This window comes from Bifidobacterium sp. LH_419, assembly GCF_056356955.1.
The window spans coordinates 79,049-100,682 of record NZ_JBKEVG010000011.1; the positions used below are offsets into that span (position 1 = coordinate 79,049).

14 protein-coding genes are annotated in these 21,634 nt (G+C 65.3%); 10 read left to right on the forward strand and 4 right to left on the reverse strand.

From position 1 onward, the window contains the following. Positions 1–306: 306 nt before the first annotated feature. Positions 307–1,761 (reverse strand): NADP-dependent phosphogluconate dehydrogenase, encoded by a 1,455-nt coding sequence (gndA, locus tag AC1AYX_RS08020; protein ID WP_476502988.1) that lies wholly within the window; start codon positions 1,759–1,761, stop codon positions 307–309. 396 nt (positions 1,762–2,157) lie between these two features. Here gndA and AC1AYX_RS08025 point away from each other — a divergent pair, with 396 nt between their 5' ends. The 4 genes from AC1AYX_RS08025 to nrdF all read left to right on the forward strand — a co-directional run bounded on the left by AC1AYX_RS08025 (position 2,158) and on the right by nrdF (position 7,326). Next, complete coding sequence (locus AC1AYX_RS08025; RefSeq protein ID WP_476502989.1) at positions 2,158–2,433, forward strand: glutaredoxin family protein; 276 nt, start codon at positions 2,158–2,160, stop codon at positions 2,431–2,433. A gap of 221 nt (positions 2,434–2,654) precedes the next feature. Continuing rightward, entirely contained in the window at positions 2,655–3,146 is a 492-nt protein-coding gene (gene nrdI / locus AC1AYX_RS08030) for a class Ib ribonucleoside-diphosphate reductase assembly flavoprotein NrdI (protein WP_476503008.1), read from the forward strand. Positions 3,147–3,403: 257 nt separating this feature from the next. Next, on the forward strand, positions 3,404–5,548 hold the full coding sequence (gene nrdE / locus AC1AYX_RS08035; RefSeq protein WP_476502990.1) for a class 1b ribonucleoside-diphosphate reductase subunit alpha: 2,145 nt from the start codon (positions 3,404–3,406) through the stop codon (positions 5,546–5,548). Positions 5,549–6,333: 785 nt separating this feature from the next. Next, entirely contained in the window at positions 6,334–7,326 is a 993-nt protein-coding gene (gene nrdF, locus AC1AYX_RS08040; protein WP_214313705.1) for a class 1b ribonucleoside-diphosphate reductase subunit beta, read from the forward strand. 62 nt (positions 7,327–7,388) lie between these two features. On the opposite strand, the gene AC1AYX_RS08045 is transcribed toward nrdF, so the two are convergent. Further along, positions 7,389–7,754: a transcriptional regulator gene (locus tag AC1AYX_RS08045; protein ID WP_476502991.1), complete on the reverse strand. Its 366-nt coding sequence runs from the start codon at positions 7,752–7,754 to the stop codon at positions 7,389–7,391. 5 nt (positions 7,755–7,759) lie between these two features. After that, positions 7,760–8,410, reverse strand: coding sequence for a hypothetical protein (locus tag AC1AYX_RS08050; RefSeq protein WP_476502992.1), 651 nt, complete (start codon positions 8,408–8,410; stop codon positions 7,760–7,762). A gap of 304 nt (positions 8,411–8,714) precedes the next feature. Between AC1AYX_RS08050 and AC1AYX_RS08055 the strand changes: the two genes are divergently transcribed. Both AC1AYX_RS08055 and AC1AYX_RS08060 read left to right on the forward strand, forming a co-directional pair. Then, on the forward strand, positions 8,715–10,085 hold the full coding sequence (locus AC1AYX_RS08055; protein WP_476502993.1) for an ATP-binding protein: 1,371 nt from the start codon (positions 8,715–8,717) through the stop codon (positions 10,083–10,085). Between the two features lie 30 nt (positions 10,086–10,115). Further along, positions 10,116–11,306 carry a pyridoxal phosphate-dependent aminotransferase gene (locus AC1AYX_RS08060; RefSeq protein ID WP_476502994.1) on the forward strand — a complete coding sequence of 397 codons (1,191 nt, stop codon included), beginning with the start codon at positions 10,116–10,118 and terminating at the stop codon, positions 11,304–11,306. A 169-nt stretch (positions 11,307–11,475) separates the two neighbouring features. Here the strand turns inward: AC1AYX_RS08060 and AC1AYX_RS08065 are convergent, their stop codons facing one another. Next, positions 11,476–12,723 carry a putative ABC transporter permease gene (locus AC1AYX_RS08065; protein ID WP_476502995.1) on the reverse strand — a complete coding sequence of 416 codons (1,248 nt, stop codon included), beginning with the start codon at positions 12,721–12,723 and terminating at the stop codon, positions 11,476–11,478. A 1,326-nt stretch (positions 12,724–14,049) separates the two neighbouring features. On the opposite strand from AC1AYX_RS08065, the gene AC1AYX_RS08070 reads away from it, so the two are divergent. From AC1AYX_RS08070 to AC1AYX_RS08085, 4 genes are all read left to right on the forward strand, one after another. Beyond that, positions 14,050–15,453 carry an adhesin gene (locus tag AC1AYX_RS08070; RefSeq protein ID WP_476502996.1) on the forward strand — a complete coding sequence of 468 codons (1,404 nt, stop codon included), beginning with the start codon at positions 14,050–14,052 and terminating at the stop codon, positions 15,451–15,453. A 120-nt stretch (positions 15,454–15,573) separates the two neighbouring features. Further along, positions 15,574–16,479, forward strand: coding sequence for a hypothetical protein (locus AC1AYX_RS08075; RefSeq protein ID WP_476502997.1), 906 nt, complete (start codon positions 15,574–15,576; stop codon positions 16,477–16,479). Positions 16,480–16,730: 251 nt separating this feature from the next. Beyond that, positions 16,731–19,415: a YhgE/Pip domain-containing protein gene (locus AC1AYX_RS08080; RefSeq protein ID WP_476502998.1), complete on the forward strand. Its 2,685-nt coding sequence runs from the start codon at positions 16,731–16,733 to the stop codon at positions 19,413–19,415. Continuing rightward, on the forward strand, positions 19,412–21,598 hold the full coding sequence (locus AC1AYX_RS08085) for a YhgE/Pip domain-containing protein (protein ID WP_476502999.1): 2,187 nt from the start codon (positions 19,412–19,414) through the stop codon (positions 21,596–21,598). The genes AC1AYX_RS08080 and AC1AYX_RS08085 overlap by 4 nt, the downstream gene beginning before the upstream one ends. Positions 21,599–21,634: the final 36 nt, after the last annotated feature.

Consider the following 21,634-nt stretch of genomic DNA (forward strand, 5'->3'; position numbering starts at 1 on the left):
CCCTATTCTCCGGGATTACTTGCGCTGAAAAGAGACCAGTGCAATATTTCCCGGAAATTTACCCTATCGTCCGGGAAATGTTGCGCTGAAATGATGCCAGCACAAGAAATCCCGGACGAGTGGTGTGTCGTCCGGGATTTCTTGCACCGAAAAAGAGCTTCTTGCTCTTCGGATGCTGGGTTGCCCGGCTCGATCAGCAATTACGGACCGGCCTACGGCCGGACTCAGATCTGGCTCGGCGGTAAACCGCCTCGCACCGAGCCGGTCGGAGAGCCCACAGGGCTCTCCTCAAGCCGGAAAGCGAGGCTACGCCTCGATTTCCGGCTTGCCCGGCTCGGCCCACAGCGTGTGGAACACGCCCGGCTTGTCGACGCGGCCGTAGGTGTGGGCACCGAAGAGGTCGCGCTGGGACTGGGTGAGGGCGGTGGGGAGGCGCTTGGAGCGCAGGCCGTCGTAGTACGCCAGGGAGCTGGAGAACACCGGGGTGGGGATGCCCGCCTCGATGGCCTTGACGATCACGCGACGCCACGCGTCCTGCGATTCGCCGATGATCTTCTCGAAGTACGGGTCGAACAGCAGCGAGGCCGGCGGGTTGTCGCCCTTGAACGCCTCGGTGATGCGGTCGAGCAGGAACTGGGCACGGATGATGCAGCCGCCGCGCCAGATGCGGGCCACCTCGGACAGGTTGATGTCCCAGCCGTACTCCTTCGCGCCATCCTGGATCTCGTTGAGACCCTGCGCGTAGGCGACGACCTTGGAGGCGAACAGCGCACGACGCACATCCTCGATGAACGCGGCCTTCTCCTCGCCATCAAGATCGATGGTCTTGTTCGGGCCGGCCAGGTTCTCCTGCTGGGCGGCCTCGCGCAGCTCGCCGTGGGAGGAGAGGGCGCGGGCGAACACGGCCTCGCCGATCGAGGCGACCGGGGAACCGAACTCGAGACCGGTCTGGACGGTCCACGTGCCGGTGCCCTTCATGCCGGCGTGGTCGACGACCACGTCCACGAACGGCTTGCCGGTGGCGGCGTCCTTGTGATGCAGCACTTCGGCGGTGATCTCGATCAGGTAGGAGTCGAGGTCGCCCTTGTTCCACTCGTCGAACACGCCGGCGATCTCCTCGGCGTCCATCCCGAGGCCGCGGCGCAGGATGTCGTACGCCTCACCGATCACCTGCATGTCCGCGTATTCGATGCCGTTGTGGACCATCTTCACGAAGTGGCCGGCGCCATCGGTGCCGATGTGGGTCACGCACGGCTCGCCGTTCACCTTCGCGGCGATCGACTCGAGGATCGGGCCGAGCGTCTTCCAGGATTCCGCGGTGCCGCCGGGCATCAGGGACGGGCCGTTGAGCGCGCCCTCCTCGCCGCCGGACACGCCGCAGCCGACGAAGTGGAAGCCCTTGGCGCGCACTTCCTTCTCGCGCTTGATGGTGTCCTTGAAGAACGAGTTGCCGCCGTCGACGATGATGTCGCCCGGCTCGAACACCTGCTCGAGCTGCTCGATAACCGCATCGGTCGGGCCGCCGGCCTTGACCATGATGATCGCGGTACGCGGGCGCTTCAGGGACGCGGCGAACTCCTCCAGCGTCTTGGTCGGGACGAACGCGCCCTCGGAGCCGTGCTCCTCCATGAGCTTCTCGGTGCGCGAGTAGTGGCGGTTGAACAGCGCCACCGTGTTGCCGTGGTGCGCGAGGTTGCGGGCCAGGTTGGAACCCATCGCCGCAAGTCCGATAACACCGATGTTTGCCGTAGCTTCGGCCATTTGCCTTGCCTTTCAGTCGATTCAGCTTGTTCCGAGAAAAGTCTATCCCGCTGTGCGCCGATGCGCGAGTGGCGTCTTATGTCAAGCGGCCGTATGGGCGGCGGGACTACCCCTCAGTCATGCGAAGCATGACAACTCCCCTGCAAGGGGAGCCGGAGGGAGGACGTGATGTGAGGAAGACGACATTTTCCGTTTTGCGGCGATTCCGGCCGCGGCCGGGCCGACCTCGCCCACGGCGTGTCCTTTGGGATTCCAATGATTTACCGACGTCAGACGCAGACACTACATCTAGCGAAATCATCAACGACACGCCACTATGGATAGTGTTTACTCGTCAATCAATCCTCGATAGGCTGTCTCCCGCACCACATCACACCCGTCCGATCGGAGACCATCATGACCGTCACCGTGTTCACCAAGCCGCGTTGCCCGCAGTGCGACGCCACCAAGCGCCAGCTCGACAAGCTCGGCATCCCGTTCGAGACGGTCGACCTGACGCAGAACCCGTCCACGCTGGAACAGCTGCAGCAGGCGGGGTTCCGGCAGGCGCCGGTCGTCATCACCCCGGACAACTCGTGGACCGGCTACCGTCCGGACCTGATCCGCGAACTCGCGAAGGCCGCGACGGCGAACACGACGCAGGTCGCCGAGCAGCACACGGTCGTCGCATGAGCGTCACACCGAACGCGAGCGGCGGCGCAGGAGGCGACCTGTCCGGCCTGACCGGAGCGACGCCCGTCCGTCGCGCGCAGGGCGCGGGGGACCTGTCCGCGCTGACCGGCGTCGCGGCGGGCGGACGTCGTCACGTCGCCGCCGCGGCGCGACGTGACGACGCGGACGGCGGCGACGCGACGCGCGCGGGACGCCGCAGCGCGCCCGTCGCGTTGCATGGGATGAGCGAGACGCCGGAACACGACGACGCGACGCCCGGCACGCCGGAAACGGCGGCGGCGGGCGGACGCGCCAAGGCGATCGGCGCGCTCGTGTACTTCTCCTCCGCATCGGAGAACACGTCCCGATTCGTCGCCGGATTGAAGCTCGGCGAGGCGGGGATCAACGTGTACCGGATTCCGCTGAAACCGAACGCGGCGATGCTCAACGTGCGCGAACCGTACGTCATCATGGTGCCCACATACGGCGGCGGCGACGCGCGCAAGGCCGTGCCGCCGCAGGTGAAACGATTCCTCAACCATGCGGGCAACCGCGCGTGGATCCGCGGCGTGATTGCCTCCGGCAACACGAACTTCGGCACCGCGTACGGCGCGGCCGGCGACATCATCGCCGCGAAATGCCGCGTCCCGTACCTGTACCGCTTCGAACTGATGGGCACGCGCGAGGACTCGCGCAAAGTGTGCGACGGCCTCGTCAGGTTCTTCACGCGGTGAGGTAAGTCCGCCGAATCGGCGACATGCGCCGCCGTCTCTCCCCCAGTCTCACTCCGTTCGACAGCCCCCTCGTCAGAGGGGGCCAAGCACCTTACCGGTATAACGACGCCGCCTCCCCAACACGACACGACGCAGCCTCCCTCTGACGAGGGAGGTGGCACGGCGCAGCCGTGACGGAGGGAGAGACCCCGACATCTCACCGTGGCGAAAGCCACCGACGCCCAACCGTGACCGAACAATCTCCTGAAGGGTATTCCATGACCACCACCTACGATCCGTCGACCGATTATCATGCGCTGAACGCGATACTCAACCTGTACGACGAGCACGGGCTCATCCAGTTCGGCAAGGACAAGGAGGCCGAGCGCGCCTACGTCACGGGCGAGATCGAGCCGAACACGAAGCGTTTCGCCACGGCCGGCGAGCGCCTGCGCTGGCTCATCGACCACGACTACTACGACGGCGACGTGTTCGCCCGCTACAGTGCCGACTTCCTCGAATCGTTCTACACACACGCCGCGGCGGCCGGCTTCGAGTTCGAGACGTTCCTCGGCGCGTTCAAGTTCTTCCGCTCCTACGCACTGAAGTCGTTCGACGGCAAGACGTATCTCGAAGACTTCCCGCAGCGTTGTGCCGCGGTCGCCCTCGACCTGGCCGCCGGCGACGAATCCGCCGCCACCGCCTATCTCGACGAGATGCTCGCCGGCCGTTTCCAGCCGGCCACGCCGACGTTCCTGAATCTCGGCAAGGCGCAGCGCGGCGAGCCGGTGAGCTGCTTCCTCGTGCGCATCGAGGACAACATGGAGTCGATCTCGCGCGGCATCAACGCGGCCCTGCAGCTGTCGAAGCGCGGCGGCGGCGTGGCGCTGCTCCTCTCCAACCTGCGCGAGCTGGGCGCGCCGATCAAGCACATCGAGAACCAGTCGAGCGGCGTCGTGCCGGTCATGAAGCTGCTCGAGGACTCGTTCTCGTACGCGAACCAGCTGGGCGCACGCCAGGGCGCCGGCGCCGTGTACCTCAACGCGCATCATCCGGACATCATGCGCTTCCTCGATACGAAGCGCGAGAACGCGGACGAGAAGATCCGCATCAAATCGCTCGCGCTGGGCGTGGTCGTGCCGGACATCACGTTCGAACTCGCCAAACGCAAGGAGCGGATGGCGCTGTTCAGCCCGTACGACGTGGAGCGCGTGTACGGCAAGCCGTTCGCCGACATCTCCGTCACCGAGAAGTACGACGAGATGCTGGCCGACGACCGCATCAGGAAGACGTATATCGACGCGCGCAAGTTCTTCACGACGCTCGCCGAGCTGCAGTTCGAATCCGGCTACCCGTATCTCGTCTTCGAGGACACGGTCAACCGCGCGAACCCGATCGACGGCCGCGTGACGATGTCGAACCTGTGCTCGGAGATCCTGCAGGTGCAGGAGGCGAGCGTCTACCGCGACGACCTCTCCTACGAGCACGTGGGCCGCGACGTGTCCTGCAACCTCGGCTCGCTTAACATCGCGAAGGCGATGGACGGCGGTCTCGCCGGCACGGTCGAGACGGCGATCCGCGCGCTGACGGCCGTCGCCGAGCACACGTCGATCGACGCGGTGCCGTCGATCCGACGTGCGAACGACGAAGGCCACGCGATCGGCCTCGGCCAGATGAACCTGCATGGCTTCCTCGCGCGCGAGGGCCTGCGTTACGGCTCCGACGAGGCGCTCGACTTCACCGACATGTATTTCATGACCGTCGCCTACCACGCCTACCGTGCGTCGCACGACCTGGCGGTCGAGCGCGGCAAGGCGTTCGTCGGATTCGAACGTTCCGATTACGCGAAGCCGGCCGGCGCGGGCAACTACTTCGACAAGTACACGGACGGCCGCGCTCCCGCCGCGCCGCGCACCGAGCGCGTGCGCGAGCTGTTCGCGCGCTACGGGGTCGCGGTGCCGACCGTCGCCGATTGGGAGGCGCTGCGCGACGCGATCCTGCGCGACGGGCTGTACAACCAGAACCTGCAGGCCGTGCCGCCCACCGGATCGATCTCGTACATCAACCACTCCACGTCGTCGATCCACCCGATCGCCTCGAAGATCGAGATCCGCAAGGAAGGCAAGATCGGCCGCATGTACTACCCGGTGCCGTACATGACCAACGACAACCTCGAATACTTCCAGGACGCCTACGAGATCGGATGGCAGGCGATCGTCGATACGTACGCGGCCGCCACACGCCACGTCGACCAAGGCCTCTCGCTCACGCTGTTCTTCCCGGACACCGCCACCACGCGCGACGTGAACAAAGCCCAGATCTACGCCTGGCGCAAGGGCATCAAGACGCTCTACTACATCCGCATCCGCCAGCAGGCGCTCGAAGGCACCGAAGTGGCCGGCTGCGTCTCCTGCATGCTCTGATGGAGCGTATACCGCCTTTCCTCGACGCTCGACGTACCTCCTGTACGCCTTCGGTCTCGGACAGCGGTCTCCGCACACACCAGACTGATGGAGCGTCGTCTGCGTTGCGGCGGACTCGACGTACCTCCGTACGCCTTCGCCCGCCGCGCCTTGACGCCGCACACATCACGCACGATTCCATGGGGGTGCCATCTTGCCTCCCTCTGACGAGGGAGGTGGCCGCCGAAGGCGGTCGGAGGGAGAGATACCGCCGACGTTACGTTCCGGCTATCTCTCCCCCACCCGGCTTCGCCGGGAGCCCCCTCGTCAGAGGGGGCCAAGAAATAAGCCGGCTCGCACACCGCCTGCAAACGCCTCTGGCGTTTGCTCCACGGCGACGTCCCGTCAGAGGGGGCCAAGAACCGTCGCCGTCTCTGCGCCCCCTTTAGGGGGAGCTGGCCCGCGTAGCGGGACTGAGGGGGCATACAAACGCCCCAGCCCACTTACCTACGTCATCGCACCACACATCACCACATCAGAAGGGGAACATCATGTCGAAAACCGTGTACCGGATGATCCTGCGGCTCACCGCGCCCGAGGAGTTCGCGGACCGCGACGATCGCGACAGCGAAACCGACTGAATCCCGGATCTTCCGAATCACCCCCCTCAGTCGGCCTTCGGCCGCCAGCTCCCCCTTCAGGGGGAGCAAGAGATACGCATGCACCGGCAGGTGTATTCGGAACAATCGGACACACGCACCACCGAATCACCGAAACGTAATGAACCAACCGAAAAGGAGAGAATCATGGCGCCGATTTCCGTGCCGCGCAAACCGCTGAAGCTTATCGACCGCGTCTCCGCGATCAACTGGAACCGACTCGAGGACGAGAAGGACCTCGAGGTGTGGGACCGTCTGACCGGCAACTTCTGGCTGCCGGAGAAGGTGCCGGTCTCGAACGACATCCCCTCGTGGCAGGCGATGAGCGAGGAGGAGCACACGCTCACGATGCGCGTGTTCACCGGTCTCACCCTGCTCGACACTATCCAAGGCACGGTCGGCGCGGTGTCGCTGATCCCGGACGCGCTCACCCCGCACGAGGAGGCCGTGTACACGAACATCGCGTTCATGGAGTCCGTGCATGCGAAGTCGTATTCGTCGATCTTCTCCACGCTGTGCTCGACCGAGCAAATCGACGCCGCGTTCGCGTGGAGCGAGGAGAACGAGTACCTGCAGAAGAAGGCGCAGATCGTGCTCGACTACTACGAGGGCGACAGCCCGCTGAAGCGCAAGGTCGCCTCGACGCTGCTCGAATCGTTCCTCTTCTACTCGGGCTTCTACCTGCCGATGTACTTCTCCAGCCACGCGAAGCTCACGAACACGGCCGACGTGATCCGCCTCATCATCCGCGACGAGGCCGTGCACGGCTACTACATCGGCTACAAGTACCAGCGCGGGTTGGAGCTGGTGGGCGAGGCGAAGCGCGAGGAGCTGCGCGAGTACACGTACGACCTCTTGAACGAGCTGTACGACAACGAGGTGGAGTACACCGAGTCGCTGTACGGCGGCGTGGGGTTGACCGAGGACGTGGAGAAGTTCCTGCGCTACAACGGCAACAAGGCGCTGATGAACCTCGGCTACCCGGCGCTGTTCCCGGCGGAGATCTGCGACGTGAACCCGGCGATCATCGCGTCCCTGTCGCCCAACGCGGACGAGAACCACGACTTCTTCTCCGGTTCCGGCTCCTCCTACGTGATGGGCAAGGCCGAGGAGACCGACGACGACGATTGGGACTTCTGATTCCCGATCGGCAGGCCTCCGGTTCACGATTCCCTCCAGCTCGGAACCGTGGACCGGAGGCCCTAGAGAACAGCCCCTTGGGCGATGGCCTGCAACGCGGCCAGGTGCCCGGCGAGCGCCCGGCGGCCCTCCGGCGTGATGGCCGCCCATGTGACCATGTGACGGGTCGATTCGCCCGGCCGCTTGACCAGGGCGATGTACCCGTCGCCGGCGAGCGTGTTGAGGTGGCGGGAGCACATCGCGTCGCTCAGCCCGAGCGCCTCGCGGATGTCGGCGAAACGCATCTCCCTGACCGAGGAAAGCAGTCCGCAGATGCGCAGGCGCGTCGGCTCGTGGATGACGGCGTCGAACCGGGGCTCGACGGCACCGAAGCCGCGGATGCCTGGAGCCTTGCCCAAGCCCGGCGCTTTGCCTGCATCACTGCCCATGGCGCTCACCGCCCCTCCTTCTTGATCGTCGCGATGAAGTATCGATCGTACAGGTAATCCCAGAGGGCGAGCACCGCGCCCATCACAACGCCGACGACCATGGGCATCTCCGGCATCGCCGATTGATGGAGCATCCACCAGAGCAGCAGGACGAACACGCCGATCTGGACGATGAGCTGCGCAATCAGCACGACCCACATGAACACGTTCCGTGGCCGCAGTTCGCCCATGAACACGCTGTAGTCGGAGCCGATCTGGCGTTTGCGCCACTCCCCCAATTCGAACAGCGCGTAGCACAGCGCTGCGGCCGCGGTCATATACGATACCGATTCGAGCAACGGGAATCGGGCCTCCACGAGCCAGCCGCCCGTATCGAATTCGATGACGGCGAACTGTGCGAACAATTGCGCACACAGCAGGTACATGACCCCGGCGATCACGCCGTTGACCGGATACCACCATTTCGGGGGCATCAGCCGTTCGGCGTTGCCGTCGCGGTCGGCGGCTATCTGGTTCAGCGCCGCCGCGGCCGCCGCCGGGTCGATGGCGGGTTGCGGCGCGCCGGTCCGGCTGTCGGTCCGGTCCGGGGGTCCGGCGGTTGTGCTTGACGTATCGGTTCCGACTATTCCGACGGTGCTCAGAGGTGTCGTGGCCATGATGGGTCTCCTTGCGTTGATGACGGCGCGCCTGCGGCGGCGCGCGAAACGTTCCGTGCGATGGGCTGTCTGATTACACAAGCGAATGATGATTCGACCGGGAGGAGATGGCGTTGTCGACATGACTAGTATATCACTTTACTTGCATGAAAGTAAAGTGATACCCCCGATTCCGGTTCACGATTTTCACCCGGGGAATCGTGGACCACGGAGCGCCGCACATTTTATCATCTAAAAATGTGGGAGCCAGCCACATTTTTAGATGATAAAATGTGGCTGACTACCACATTTTAGGAGGATAATCATGGGTGAGCGACTCAGCAGAGGCCTGATGAACGACCTGTCGACATGGAAGCAGCAGCCGAATCGCAAGCCCCTGCTGCTTCGGGGAGCCCGCCAGACCGGAAAGACATGGATCGTCAGCGAATTCGGCAGACGATTCTACGACGACGTCCTGCGCATCGACTTCATGCGCGACATCGACGCCATCGGCCTGTTCGACCACACCCTCGACCCTCACACCGTCCTCGACAATCTATCCATCTATGCCGGAAGGGACATACAGCCGGGCAAGACCTTGATCTTCCTTGACGAGATTCAGGAATGTCCGCGAGCGCTCACCGCATTGAAATACCTGAGCGAGGAGACTCCGGAGCAACACATCATCGCGACCGGCTCCTATATGGGTGTGTCCAAGCATCCGGACGCATCGTTCCCCGTAGGCAAGGTCAATATGATGACCCTCCACCCGTTGTCCTTTCTTGAGTATCTGGACAACGCCGGCCAACAACGATTGGCGGATCTGATCAGAAACGGAGAACCCGAACGCATCAACCCGACGTTCGCTACGCGCCTGACCGACCTGTTGAAGCGCTACACGGTGGTCGGCGGCATGCCGGCCGCCGTATCCGCTCATCTGGGAGGTTCACCGATGCAGGAAATCCGATCCATCCAACAGGAGATTCTCGACGCATACGATCTGGATTTCTCCAAGCACGCACCACCACGGATGCTGGAACGAATCCGATTGGTATGGCGCACCCTGCCGACCCAACTCGCCAAGGAGAACCGCAAGTTCGTATACGGCGTGGTACGCCCCGGAGCGCGAGCACGCGACTTCGAGGAGAGCATCATGTGGCTGAAGGATTATGGCATCATCCAACAGGTACATTGCGTCACGGCGCTGCGTGAACCATTGAATAGCTACATCGATACCTCCGCGTTCAAAATGTTCACGTCGGACATCGGCCTGCTCGGTGCGCTGGCCGGCCTCGACCCGTCCGTCGTCACCGAAAACCGCCGCGTGTTCACCGAATTCAAGGGGGCGTTGACCGAGCAATACGTCTGCCAACAGCTGGTGGCCCAAGGGTACGAGCCGACCTACTGGTCGAATCCGCAGGGGCACGCGGAGATCGACTTCTCCATCGAGAAAGACGGCGCCGTGTATCCCATCGAGGTGAAGGCGGAGCAGAATCTGCGGGCAAGAAGTCTGAAAGTGGCGTATGCGCGATTCCCTATCGTCCATGCCATACGAACCAGTCTCGCCAACTACCGTGATGAGTCATGGGTCGCCAACCTGCCTCTTTGGGCCGTTGGCGGGCTCGGCCGATTCATCACGCGTCATGCTGATACGTGGAGGGAGCACCACGAATCGGACGCAACGGTGGTTGAATAGGGGTATCTGACTTCGAACAAGGAGCGACCCATGATCAACGAGGAATACAAGGCGATGCTGGGCGGCAAGTCCGTCATCCGCGAGCTGAGCGAGTACGCGACCGCCCGCGGCAAGGAGATCGGCTACGAGAACGTGTTCGACTACTCGCTGGGCAATCCGAGCGTGCCCGCCCCGCCGGACTTCGCGAAGACGATGGTCGACCTGTACGAGCACGGCGATCCGGTCGCCATCCACGGCTACTCCCCGTCGCTCGGCATCCCGTCCGTCAAGGAGGCGATCGCCGACTCGTTGAACCGCCGCTTCGGCACCAGCTACACCGGCAACCACATCTTCCCGACGACCGGCGCGGCCGGCGCACTCGCGCACGCGATGCGCGCCGTCACCAAGCCGGGCGACGAGATCATCACGTTCGCGCCCTACTTCCCCGAATACCAGCCGTACGTGAACGGCACGGGCGCGCACCTGACCGTCATCCCCGCGGACACCGCGAACTTCCAGATCAACTTCGACGCGTTCGAGGCGGCCCTCAACCCGAACGTGCAGGCCGTGCTCATCAACACGCCGAACAACCCGTCCGGCGCCGTCTACTCGGCCGAGACGCTGAAGCGTCTCGCCGCGATCCTCTCCGCCAAGCAGACCGAATACGGCCACGACATCTTCCTCATCAGCGACGAACCGTACCGCGAGATCGTGTTCGACGGCGGCACGCAGCCGTACCCGGCGAACTTCTACGCGAACACGCTCACCTGCTACTCGTGGTCGAAGTCGCTCTCCCTGCCGGGCGAGCGCATCGGCTACGTGGCGGTGAACCCGGCCGCCACGGACGCCGACCTGCTCGTGCCGATGATGGGCCAGATCTCGCGCGGCACCGGCCACAACTGCCCGCCGAGCTCGATCCAGCTGGGCGTCGCGAAGGTGCTCGACGAGACGAGCGACCTGAGCGTGTACGAGACGAACATGAACCTGCTGTACGACGCGCTCACCTCAATCGGCTTCGACGTGGTGCGCCCCGGCGGCACGTTCTATATCTTCCCGAAGGCGCTCGAGGAGGACGCGACCGCGTTCTGCCTCAAGGCGAAGGAGTACGACCTGATCCTCGTGCCGTCGGAGAGCTTCGGCGTGCCCGGCTACTTCCGCATGGCCTACTGCATCGACACGGAGAAGGTCAAGCGCTCGATCCCCGCGCTGGAGAAGTTCGCCCACGAACAGTACGGCCTGTGACGGAACGCTGATGCTCCTTTTCCATCGCCTCCCTCTGACGAGGGAGGTGGCCGCCGAAGGCGGTCGGAGGGAGAGATACCGCGAACAGCCATGTTCCAGCCGTCTCTCCCCCACCCGGCTTCGCCGGGAGCCCCCTCGTCAGAGGGGGCCAAATGAAGACAGCCGACCCCTACACCCTGCCGGCTTTGCTCGGGTCGATGGTCATCGTCTGGAAGCGGTTCGCCATGTACGCGTCGCCGTAGTGCGTGGCGAACCATCGGGTGATGGGCGAATCCTGCGGCAACCCGGCCATGCGGCCGTACCAGCAGTCGAGCGCCATCAGCGTGAACGCGATGTCGACGAGCATCAGCACGGCGCACACGGCGGTGAGCGAATACCGCACCTTCCACGGAATCCGGTTGATGAGCCGCAGCATCCGCGGCAGGATCCAGCGCACCCACACCACACCGATCAGCCCCCAGAACACCATGTATTTGCCGGACGTACGCCCGTCGATCGACAACCATTGCCCGGTGTAGTCCCATGCGGTGATGCCGAACGCCACCTCCATGAACCAGCTGGTCGCGTATTCGAACGTGCCGCCGATCACCGCGCTCGCGCAGAAGATCAGGAACGGGTTCGACTTCCACAACCGGTTCAGCGCCGCGGTGACGAGCACCGCCCCGCACCCGTAAATCGGCGAGAACGGTCCCCAGAGCAGGCCCGCACGGTCCTGGAGCTCGCCGTGGTACATCGCGAAGTGGTACACGGTCTCGACGGCGAGGCCGAACACGCAGGCCACGGTGAACAGCCAGAAGATGTTGAAGAAGTCGAGCGCGATGTACCCTTTGCCGGACGGGTCGCGCCCGAGCATGCCCGCCTCGACGGCGCGCTCGTAGGCGTCGCGGTCGTCCATGCGTTTGAGCGCACGCTGCAGCCGTCGTTCCTCGGCGAGCCCCGGATCGCACGCGATGGACACGGCGACGAGGATCGCCATGCGCACGGCCGGCGCGATGAGGTTCGCGCCGAGGCCGTCGAGCGCGAGCGACAGCATGCCTTCGGCGAGCGTGACCGGCATCAGCACGTATGCCCAGCGGGCCGCGTAGCGTCGCCAGTTGCGCAGCAGCAGCACGCCGAACACGATGAGTGCGGCCGCGTTGGCGATGAGGACGAGCGCCTGCAGTCCGGTGAGGATGGCGGTCAGGCTGGCCGCGTGGAACGTGAGTTCGCCGCGCATGATCGCGCGCACGGCGTCGACGGACGCGAGCACGACGACCGGCAGCGTGACGAGGCCGTCGAGCAGCACCAGCACGCCGTACATGCGGATGAGCCACGGCAGCCGTCGCGCGTCGAGCCGGTCCTGTTCGTCGAGTTCGGCGGCGACGAGGTCGGCGGCCACCGCCGCCTCCTCGCCCGCCGCCGTGCGTCCGTCCGTCACCGATCGTCCGTCCGTCGCGGCGCCGTTTCGCGATGATTCCGTTTGCGATGACTCGTTTCGCGACGATTGCGACGATGAGGCTTGCGATGACTCGGCCTTCGGCGATCGCGATGACTCGGTCCCCGATGGTCCAATCCTCGATGACCTCCCCATGACGACTCCTTCCCACGCACGATGCCAACAGGCTAACATGCCGGCTACGCGCTCCCGCCGGCGGGACATCGCCGTAAAGCAAACGCCGGAGGCGTTTGTAGGCGATGTGCGAGCCGATGTGGGGTCGGCCGCAGGCTGTCCGTGATTGCGGGGCCCGCGAAGCGGGACTGAGGGTGGCCCCAGACATCACAAACCCCGGTTCAAACCCCCGTTCTCCTGGATTTACAGCGCGAAACACCCGTTTCACCCCCATCGAAACGGGTGTTTGACGCTGTAAATCGGGAATATCGTCCATTTGGCACCCCTTTTTTGAGCGGGGAGCAGTGCCTCCCTCTGACGGGGAAGTGGTCCACGGCGGACGACGCGACCCGTCCGGCCCCGAATTGCCTCCCTCTGACGAGGGAGGTGGCCGCCGAAGGCGGTCGGAGGGAGAGATACCACGAACAGTCACGTTCCAGCTATCTCTCCCCCACCCGGCTTCGCCGGGAGTCCGACCGCAATCAAGGACAGCCTACGGCTGACCCCACATCAGCTCGCCTGTCGGCTCACACATCGCCTACAAACGCCTCCGGCGTTTGCTATACGGCCCCCGCAATCACGGACAGCCTTCGGCTGACCCCACATCAGCTCGCCTGTCGGCTCACACATCGCCTACAAACGCCTCCGGCGTTTGCTATACGGCGATGTCCCATCAGAGGGGGCCAAGTCAGAGAGAGGGGCCAAGGCGGAGGGGCTTTCAGGTAACGGTCAAGAATTGTTCAGAGGTTGCTTCGCAAGGTCGCAGACGACCTGCACGTTCGCGCAAGCCCTTTCCCCGGAACCGGCGGTGTACTGATATCAGCAAGCACGAAAGGCCCGCCACCGCAAGCATCGCGGCGGGCACGACGAAAGGCACGATCATGGGCATCAGGAACACCTCCGGCAAGCGGCGGGGCGGCACCACCTCCACAAGCTTCCGCGAATCGCACGAATCGGCCACGGGCCGCGGCACGCGCCGCCCCCCACAACACCCGCGGCGCCCGCACCGCGCAGGCCACGACCGGCAAGCTCGCCGCAATCGCCGCCGGTACGGCGCTCATCGTCGGATTCGGCGGCGGCGCGGCAGGCACGGCAATCCTGCGCAACACCTCGGCCCATGGCGGCAATACGATCGTCTCCGGGCAGATGGCCGGCATGGGCGGCGCGAACACGATGACCTACGACTACTCCGGCTCATACACGGCGGCGCTCACCGCCGATGGCGAGGAAATCACGTCGTCCGACACGACCGCCGCGACCAACGCCGACCAGAACGCGGCCCTCGCCCAGAACGGCGGCACGCTGACGCTCACCGGCGCAACGCTCACCAAATCCGGCGACTCCGACAGCGCCGACAACAACAACTTCTACGGCACGAACTCGGTCAGCCTGACCGTCGACAAAAAGTCGAAGACCGTCATCGACGGGTCGAAGCTCACCGCCGACTCGTCCGGCTCGAACGGCGTGTTCGCGACCGACTCGGGCACCGCGCTCGTCCACGACACGACGATCTCGACGACCGGCGACAATTCGCGCGCCCTCGACGCGACCTACTCCGGCACGATCCTCGCCGGCGAGGTCACCGCGGATACGCAGGGCGACCATAGCGCGACCGTCGCCACCGACCGCGGCGGCGGCTCGATCTCGCTCAACGAGGCGGACCTGAAGACCGCGGGCTCCGGCTCGCCGCTCCTCTACTCGACCGGCGACGTGCAGGTGACGAACGTGACCGGCACGTCCACCGGCTCGCAGATCGCCGGCATGGAGGGCCTCAACACGATCCTCATCAAGGATTCGACGCTGACGAGCACCATCACGGACAAGACGGCCAGCGACCCGGTCGCCAACGGCGTGATCATCTACCAGTCGACCTCCGGCGACGCCGAAGCCTCGACCGGCGAGCACGCGACGTTCCAGGCCGCCGATTCGACGCTGAAATCGTCGATCGAATCCGGCTCGATGTTCTACTTCACGAACACCACCGCCGACGTGGTCCTGTCGAACACGACGCTCGACTTCGACTCGTCGAAGGCAGCGCTCATCACCGCGGCCGGCAACGACGCGAACAACTGGGGGTCCGCCGGATCGAACGGCGCGACCGTCACGTTCACCGGGCGCAACCAGACGCTCGCCGGCACGGTCAGCGCGGACACGATCTCGTCGGTCACGTTGAACCTGCTCGACGGATCGACGTGGACCGGCGCCGCGAGCATCACCGAGAACGCGAGCGCGAGCGACGGCACGACGAGCGACGCGCCGATCACGGTGAACGTGGACGGCTCCTCCACGTGGGTCGTGACCGACAGCACGACCGTCTCCGCGTTGAACGTCGCGGACGGCGGCAAAGTCGTCGACGCCGACGGGAACACGGTGACGATCAAGGCGAACGGCAAGACCGTCGTGAAGGGCGATTCCGACGTGACGGTCACCGTGACCGGCAACTACGCGACGACCCTGCCCGACACGGCCACCGGCGACGACACCACGCTCGCCACCGACCTGATCGACCGCTCCGACTACGACACCCAGTTCAACACCTCCACCACCTGGACGATGTGACCCCTCCAACTCGGCCTCTCTGACTCGGCCCCCTCTGACGAGGGGGCTGTCATCCGAAGGATGACTGGGGGAGAGACCACCTCACAACTTCACCCACACTTCCCGCGAAAGGACCCCGCCATGACCACCAACGACACGAACAAGACCCAGGTGCTCGACACCAAGACCACCGCCGCGACCGACGCGACGCAGGTCATCCCCGAGAAGGAGCGCCCGGCGGCGGCCGACGCGCGCGCCGCCGCGGCGACGCAGACCCTGCCGCCGACGGGTGGCGTTGCCGGCACCGCGGCCACGGGCACCGCAAGCGTCACCGGCAACACCACCGGTGACGCAGCCCGGACGGCCGCCGGCGCGAAGCCGGCGTGGGCGTCCGCCCAGCAGCCGGCCTACCAGCCGGTCGGCGACCAGTCCCGATACGCCGGATACGCCGGTACTCCGGCCGGCAACGGCACCGGATTCGGAACCGGTACGGGCACCGCCGACCCGAACGCGTTCGCGGCGCCGGGCGCACCGCAGGCACCGTATGCGCCGGGCGATCCGGCCGTCGCCGCAACCGGCAACGGCGCGCCCGGAACGCCCGGCACCGGTATTCCCGGCGCATCCAACGGCTTCCCCGGCACTCCCGGCGACGGCAAGGCAAAGCATCCGAAGCTGGGCGGCAAGACGGTGGCGATCATCGCCGGCGTGACGCTGGTGTGCGGCCTGCTCGGCGGCATCGCGGGCGGCGCGGTCGTCACCGCGTTCTCCGATTCCGGCCGCGGCGAAGGCACGAGCCAGATGGGCCAGATGCCCAGCGGCTCCTCGAACGGCAACGGCCAGGGCGGCGGCATGGGCGGCCAGATGGGCGAGCCGCCGAGCGGCGGCATGGGCCCCGGCGGTTCGTCCAACGGCCAGGGCGGCTCCTCCAACGGCGATTCCGACTCGTCCGGTTCGAGCAGCTCCGGTTCGAGCAGCTCCGGTTCGTCCAGCAGTTCGTCCGACACCGAATCCGGCTCCACCACCTCCGGCGATTCCATCGCCTCATGACCGGCGGCTGGCTGGGGGAGAGATACCGCGAACGTCACGTTCCAGCTATCTCTCCCCCACCCGGCTTCGCCGGGAGCCCCCTCGTCAGAGGGGGGCCAAAAATAAGCACACATCAGCCATCACAAATTGGGCAGATTGACTAGCGACACGGCAATCGGCGGGGTTCCTTCATCACCCTCCACTAGGGTGAACACTGAAAAATCGTTTCGAGCAACAGCATCGAACGACAGCAAGTAGAAGGAATCACAGGCATGGGCAACGTTCTCGCGATCGTGAAACGCGACCTCATCCGCATGCTGAAAGTGCCGGCCGCATGGGTCATCGCCGCCGGACTGACTTTCATCCCCCCGCTGTACGCATGGTTCAACATCGTGGGATTCTGGAACCCGTACGGCAACACGCAAGGCATCCAGGTGGTCGTCGCCAACAACGACAAAGGCACGAACAGCGCGCTCATCGGCAAGCAGAACCTCGGCAACCAGATCATCACACAACTCAAGGCGAACCACCAGCTCGGCTGGACGTTCGCCGACGAGGCCGAGGCGATGAACCGCGTCCAATCCGGCAAGGCGTACGCGGCCATCGTCATCCCCAAGGACTTCAGCGACCGTCTCGCCGGCGTCGTGACCGGCGGCGCGCGACCGAAACTCGAATACTACGTGAACGAGAAGGCGAGCGCCATCGCCCCGAAGATCACGGACATCGGCGCGAGCACGGTGGACACGCAGGTCAACGGCACGTTCGTCTCCACGGTAAGCGAGGTCCTCTCCGAAACCGTCAACAAGGCGACCGACACGGTCGAGACCACCGCCGGCACGCTCCAGACGAAGACGCTGCAATCCCTCGACGACGCGCTACGCGACGTGACGAACACGCGCGGCAAGGTCAAGGAACTCGCCGAAACGCTCAAAACGACGCCGCAGAAGACGCAACAGGCGCGTGAGGCGCTGGCCGACGTGCAGCGCCTCGCCGCCGACGCGAGCACCGGACTCGGCAGCGCGTCGCAGCTCATCGGCGCTACGCAGTCGACGCTCAACACATTCGTGGCGACCACGTCGGGCACGCTCGACACCGGCACGTCGCTGCTGTCGCAGACCTCGCAGCAGGCGACGGACGGCGTCACGCGGGTGGCGGGCGGCATCACCGTCGCGAACGGCGCGGTCGGCGACGCGGTGACGACGCTCACGCAGGTCAACCAGACGAACAAGCAGGTCCTCGACCAGCTCAAGGCCATCGTCGGACAGTTGCCAACGGACGACACAGCCGTACAGACGCTCAACCGAATCATCAAAAATCTGGAAGATAAAAACGCGGCCACCGCCGAAACGCTCGCCAACGCGAAAACCCTCAACGACGACACGGCGAAGACCGTCACGTCGGTCTCCGGCCTCGCCACGACCTTCAACACGGCCACCCAGTCGACGCTCACGACGACGACCGACGCGCGCAAGACGCTCACCACCGGCGCGCTGCCGCAGCTCAACAGCGGCCTCAACACGCTCGCCGGCACGACCGGCACGCTCGCCGGCGGCCTCACCAGCCAGGGCACGCTCATCAGCCAGACGAACGTCGTGCTCGACCAGATCGACCGCGCGGCCGCCGACACGGTCACCGCGCTCGGCGACACCGACAAGGCGCTCGCCGGCGTGCAGACGCGGCTCGACACGGTCGCCACCGACCTGCGCGCGCTCGACACGTCCAGCATGCTCGGCGAACTGTTCGGCACCAGCGGCGCGGACGGCGGCATCACGCTCGACACGAAGCGCATCGCCGAGTTCATGCTCTCCCCCACCGTGCTCGACACGAAGATCCTCTACCCGGTGAACGCGTACGGCTCCGGCATGGCGCCGCTGTTCACCAACATGGCGCTGTGGGTGGGCGCGTTCGCGCTCGCCGTGATCCTGAAGCTCGAGACCGACGACGAGGGCATCGAGAACATGACGATCACGCAGGGCTATCTGGGCCGCTTCACCCTGTTCTCCGTGTTCGCGGCCGCGCAGGGATTCGTGACGACGGTGGGCGACCTCATCCTCGGCGTGCAGACGGTGAACGCGTTCGCGTTCGTCCTGACCGGCGTGATCACGTCGCTCGTGTACGCCTCGCTCATCTACGCGCTGTCGACCACGTTCCTGCACGTCGGCAAGGGCGTGTGCGTGGCGCTGATCATCCTGCAGATCCCGGGCGCGTCCGGCCTGTATCCGATCGAGATGATGCCGGACTTCTTCCGCAACCTGTACCCGTTCTTCCCGTTCACGTATTCGATCGACGCGTTCCGCGAGACGATCGGCGGATTCTACGGCGCCCACTGGTTCACCCGGATCGCGCACCTGCTGCTGTTCGCCGTGATCGGCCTCGCGCTCGGCCTGATCGTGCGCCCTCTCATGGCGAACGTGAACCGCCTGTTCGCGCGCGAGATCGAGGAGAGCGACATGATCATCGGCGAGCCGGTGCACATGCCCGGCACCGAATACCGGCTCTCCACGGCCGTGCGCATGCTGTCCAGCCACGAAGGCTACCGCGAGCGCATCGAGCGGCAGGCGGCGCGCTTCGCCGTCCACTACCCGCGGCTCAAGCGCGGCGCGCTCGTCGCCGGCATCGTCGTGCCGATCGTGCTCGCCGTCACGTTCTCGCTCACCACGAACACGAAGCTCGAGGCGCTGCTCACGTGGATCGTCTGGATCCTGCTGATCATCGCGTTCCTCGTCACCATCGAGTTCATGAACGACAGCCTGCGCCGGCAGGTGGAGCTCGGCAATCTGGACGACGAGGCGATCCGCGCGTACATCCGCGACAAGGAGCGGCTGCGGGAGCGCAACAGGCGGCGGGTGAAGGAGAAGCTCGCCAAGCCGCTCACGTACACGTTCGAGACGTTCGACACGCGCGGCGGCGACCAGCACAACGGCAACCAACACCACGAGGGGAGGTCCGCGCGATGAGGACGATCTGGCGACTGTTCACCGGCGACGTGAGGCGCATGACCAGCAACGTCGTCTCCATCATCATCACGATCGGCCTGGTCGCGATCCCCGGCCTGTTCACCTGGTTCAACATCGCGGCCAGCTGGAACCCGTTCGATAACCTCAAGAACCTGAAGTTCGCGGTCGCAAGCGTCGACGAAGGCTACAAGTCCGATCTGATCCCCATCAAGATCACCATCGGCGACACGGTCGTCAACACGCTGCGCGCCAACTCGCAGCTCGACTGGACGATCACCACGAAGGACGACGCGATCGACGGCGCGAAATCCGGCAAATACTACGCGGCGATCGTCATCCCCAAGGACTTCAGCAAGAAGATGATGACCTTCTTCTCCGCCGACGTCGACCACGTGAAGATCGACTTCTACAACAACGAGAAGAAGAACGCGCTCGCCCCGAACCTCACCAACGAGGGCGCGAACGAGGTGAGCACGCAGGTCAACCAGATGTTCGCCAAGACGCTCACCGGCACCGCCCTGTCGATCGCGTCGCAGCTCGCCGACGACCTCTCCTCGCCAAACGCCAAGACCGCGCTCGACCGGTTCAGCGCGAACATCGGCGACTTCGCGACCACGCTCAACGACACCTCGTCGATGCTGTCCAGCTACGCGACGATCACCGGATCGGCGAGCTCGCTGCTCACCGAATCCGACGCGCTGCTCGACACCGCCTCCGACGCGGCGGACGCCGCCGGAACGCAGCTCGAAACCGCAAAACAGGGCGCGACCGACCTCTCCGGCGCGATGACCACCGCCGCCGACACGCTCGCCAGCGCGCTCGCCGCCAGCGCGAACAGCTACGGCGCGGTCGCCGATTCGGTCGACGACCTGTATGCGAACGCGGGCAAGCAGGCCACGGACACGGCAGCCGCGCTCGACACGCAGGCGAAGCACGTGGGCACGCAGATTGCTGACTACCAGACGATCCGCCAGTCGATCGCCGATTTGCAGGCCAAACTGCCCACCGACCTGCAGCCCGCGCTGCAGCCGATGCTCGACCGTCTCGACACGGCGATCGCCCTGCAGCAGACGATCCAGACGCGGCTCACCGACGCGGCGAACGCCGTGCGCGCGAAGAACACGGACGCGCAGAACCAGCATGCGCAGGTCAAGAGTCTCGCCACGCAGGCGAAACAGGCGATCGCCGGCGTGAAATCCGATTTCGACACGCAGGTCAAACCGCAGCTCAAGCAGCTGAACGCCTCGGTGACCGACGCCACGCAGGTGCTCGACGCGGGCGCCACGCGGCTCAGGAGCACGCTCGGCGATCTCGACACGACCACGGCGGACGCGCAGGCCAATCTGGCCGACGTGCGCGAGACACTGGAATCGGTGTCCGACAAGCTCGCGAAGGCCGGCGAGGAGCTCGGCTCGTTCGACGAGAAGCTGGCGGCCGCGTTGGACAGCGGCGACATGAGCACGGTCCGGGAGGTGCTCGGCAACAATCCGGATACGCTGGCCGCCACGTTGGCGGCGCCGGTCCAGCTCACGCGCAAGGCACTGTTCCCGGTGAGCGACTTCGGTTCGTCGCTCGCGCCGCTGTACATCCTCCTGCCGCTATGGGTGGGCGCACTGCTCATGGTCGTCACGCTGAAGACCACGGTGTCGCGCCGCACGCGCAAGGAGCTCGGTGATCCGCGGCCGCACCAGATGTACCTCGGCCACTACGGAATCTTCGCGCTGATCGCGCTGCTGCAGAGCACGTTCTCGCTGGGCGGCGCGCTGCTGTTCATCCACGTGCAGGCCGTGCATCCGCTGCTGTTCATGCTCACCGGATGGGTGAGCTCGCTGGTGTTCTCGTTCTTCACGTACACGATGGTGGTGAGCTTCGGCAACGTAGGCAAGGCGATCGGCGTGCTCATGCTCATCGTGCAGATCTCCGGTTCGAACGCCGCCTACCCGCTGCAGATGCTGCCCAACTGGATCGGGGCGATCAGTCCGGCGCTGCCCGTCACCCACTCGGTGACGATGATCCGCGCGGCCATCGCCGGCATCTACGACATGGACTACTGGCGGGCGCTGGGCGCGCTGCTGCTGTTCGTCCCGCCGATCCTGCTCGTCGGACTCGTGCTGAGGAAGCCTTTGGTGCGGTTCAACCAGTGGTACGTGGCCAAGGTGGAGAGCACGAAGATCATGGCGTAGGGGTCCGGTCCGGGAACGTCACGGTTCGCTCGCTCG

Bases quoted from the DNA above. Each gene is read 5' to 3' on its own strand.
- gndA (WP_476502988.1), bottom strand. From the start codon at position 1,761: ATGGCCGAAGCTACGGCAAACATCGGTGTTATCGGACTTGCGGCGATG.
- AC1AYX_RS08025 (WP_476502989.1), top strand. From the start codon at position 2,158: ATGACCGTCACCGTGTTCACCAAGCCGCGTTGCCCGCAGTGCGACGCC.
- nrdI (WP_476503008.1), top strand. From the start codon at position 2,655: ATGAGCGAGACGCCGGAACACGACGACGCGACGCCCGGCACGCCGGAA.
- nrdE (WP_476502990.1), top strand. From the start codon at position 3,404: ATGACCACCACCTACGATCCGTCGACCGATTATCATGCGCTGAACGCG.
- nrdF (WP_214313705.1), top strand. From the start codon at position 6,334: ATGGCGCCGATTTCCGTGCCGCGCAAACCGCTGAAGCTTATCGACCGC.
- AC1AYX_RS08045 (WP_476502991.1), bottom strand. From the start codon at position 7,754: ATGGGCAGTGATGCAGGCAAAGCGCCGGGCTTGGGCAAGGCTCCAGGC.
- AC1AYX_RS08050 (WP_476502992.1), bottom strand. From the start codon at position 8,410: ATGGCCACGACACCTCTGAGCACCGTCGGAATAGTCGGAACCGATACG.
- AC1AYX_RS08055 (WP_476502993.1), top strand. From the start codon at position 8,715: ATGGGTGAGCGACTCAGCAGAGGCCTGATGAACGACCTGTCGACATGG.
- AC1AYX_RS08060 (WP_476502994.1), top strand. From the start codon at position 10,116: ATGATCAACGAGGAATACAAGGCGATGCTGGGCGGCAAGTCCGTCATC.
- AC1AYX_RS08070 (WP_476502996.1), top strand. From the start codon at position 14,050: ATGGGCGGCGCGAACACGATGACCTACGACTACTCCGGCTCATACACG.
- AC1AYX_RS08075 (WP_476502997.1), top strand. From the start codon at position 15,574: ATGACCACCAACGACACGAACAAGACCCAGGTGCTCGACACCAAGACC.
- AC1AYX_RS08080 (WP_476502998.1), top strand. From the start codon at position 16,731: ATGGGCAACGTTCTCGCGATCGTGAAACGCGACCTCATCCGCATGCTG.
- AC1AYX_RS08085 (WP_476502999.1), top strand. From the start codon at position 19,412: ATGAGGACGATCTGGCGACTGTTCACCGGCGACGTGAGGCGCATGACC.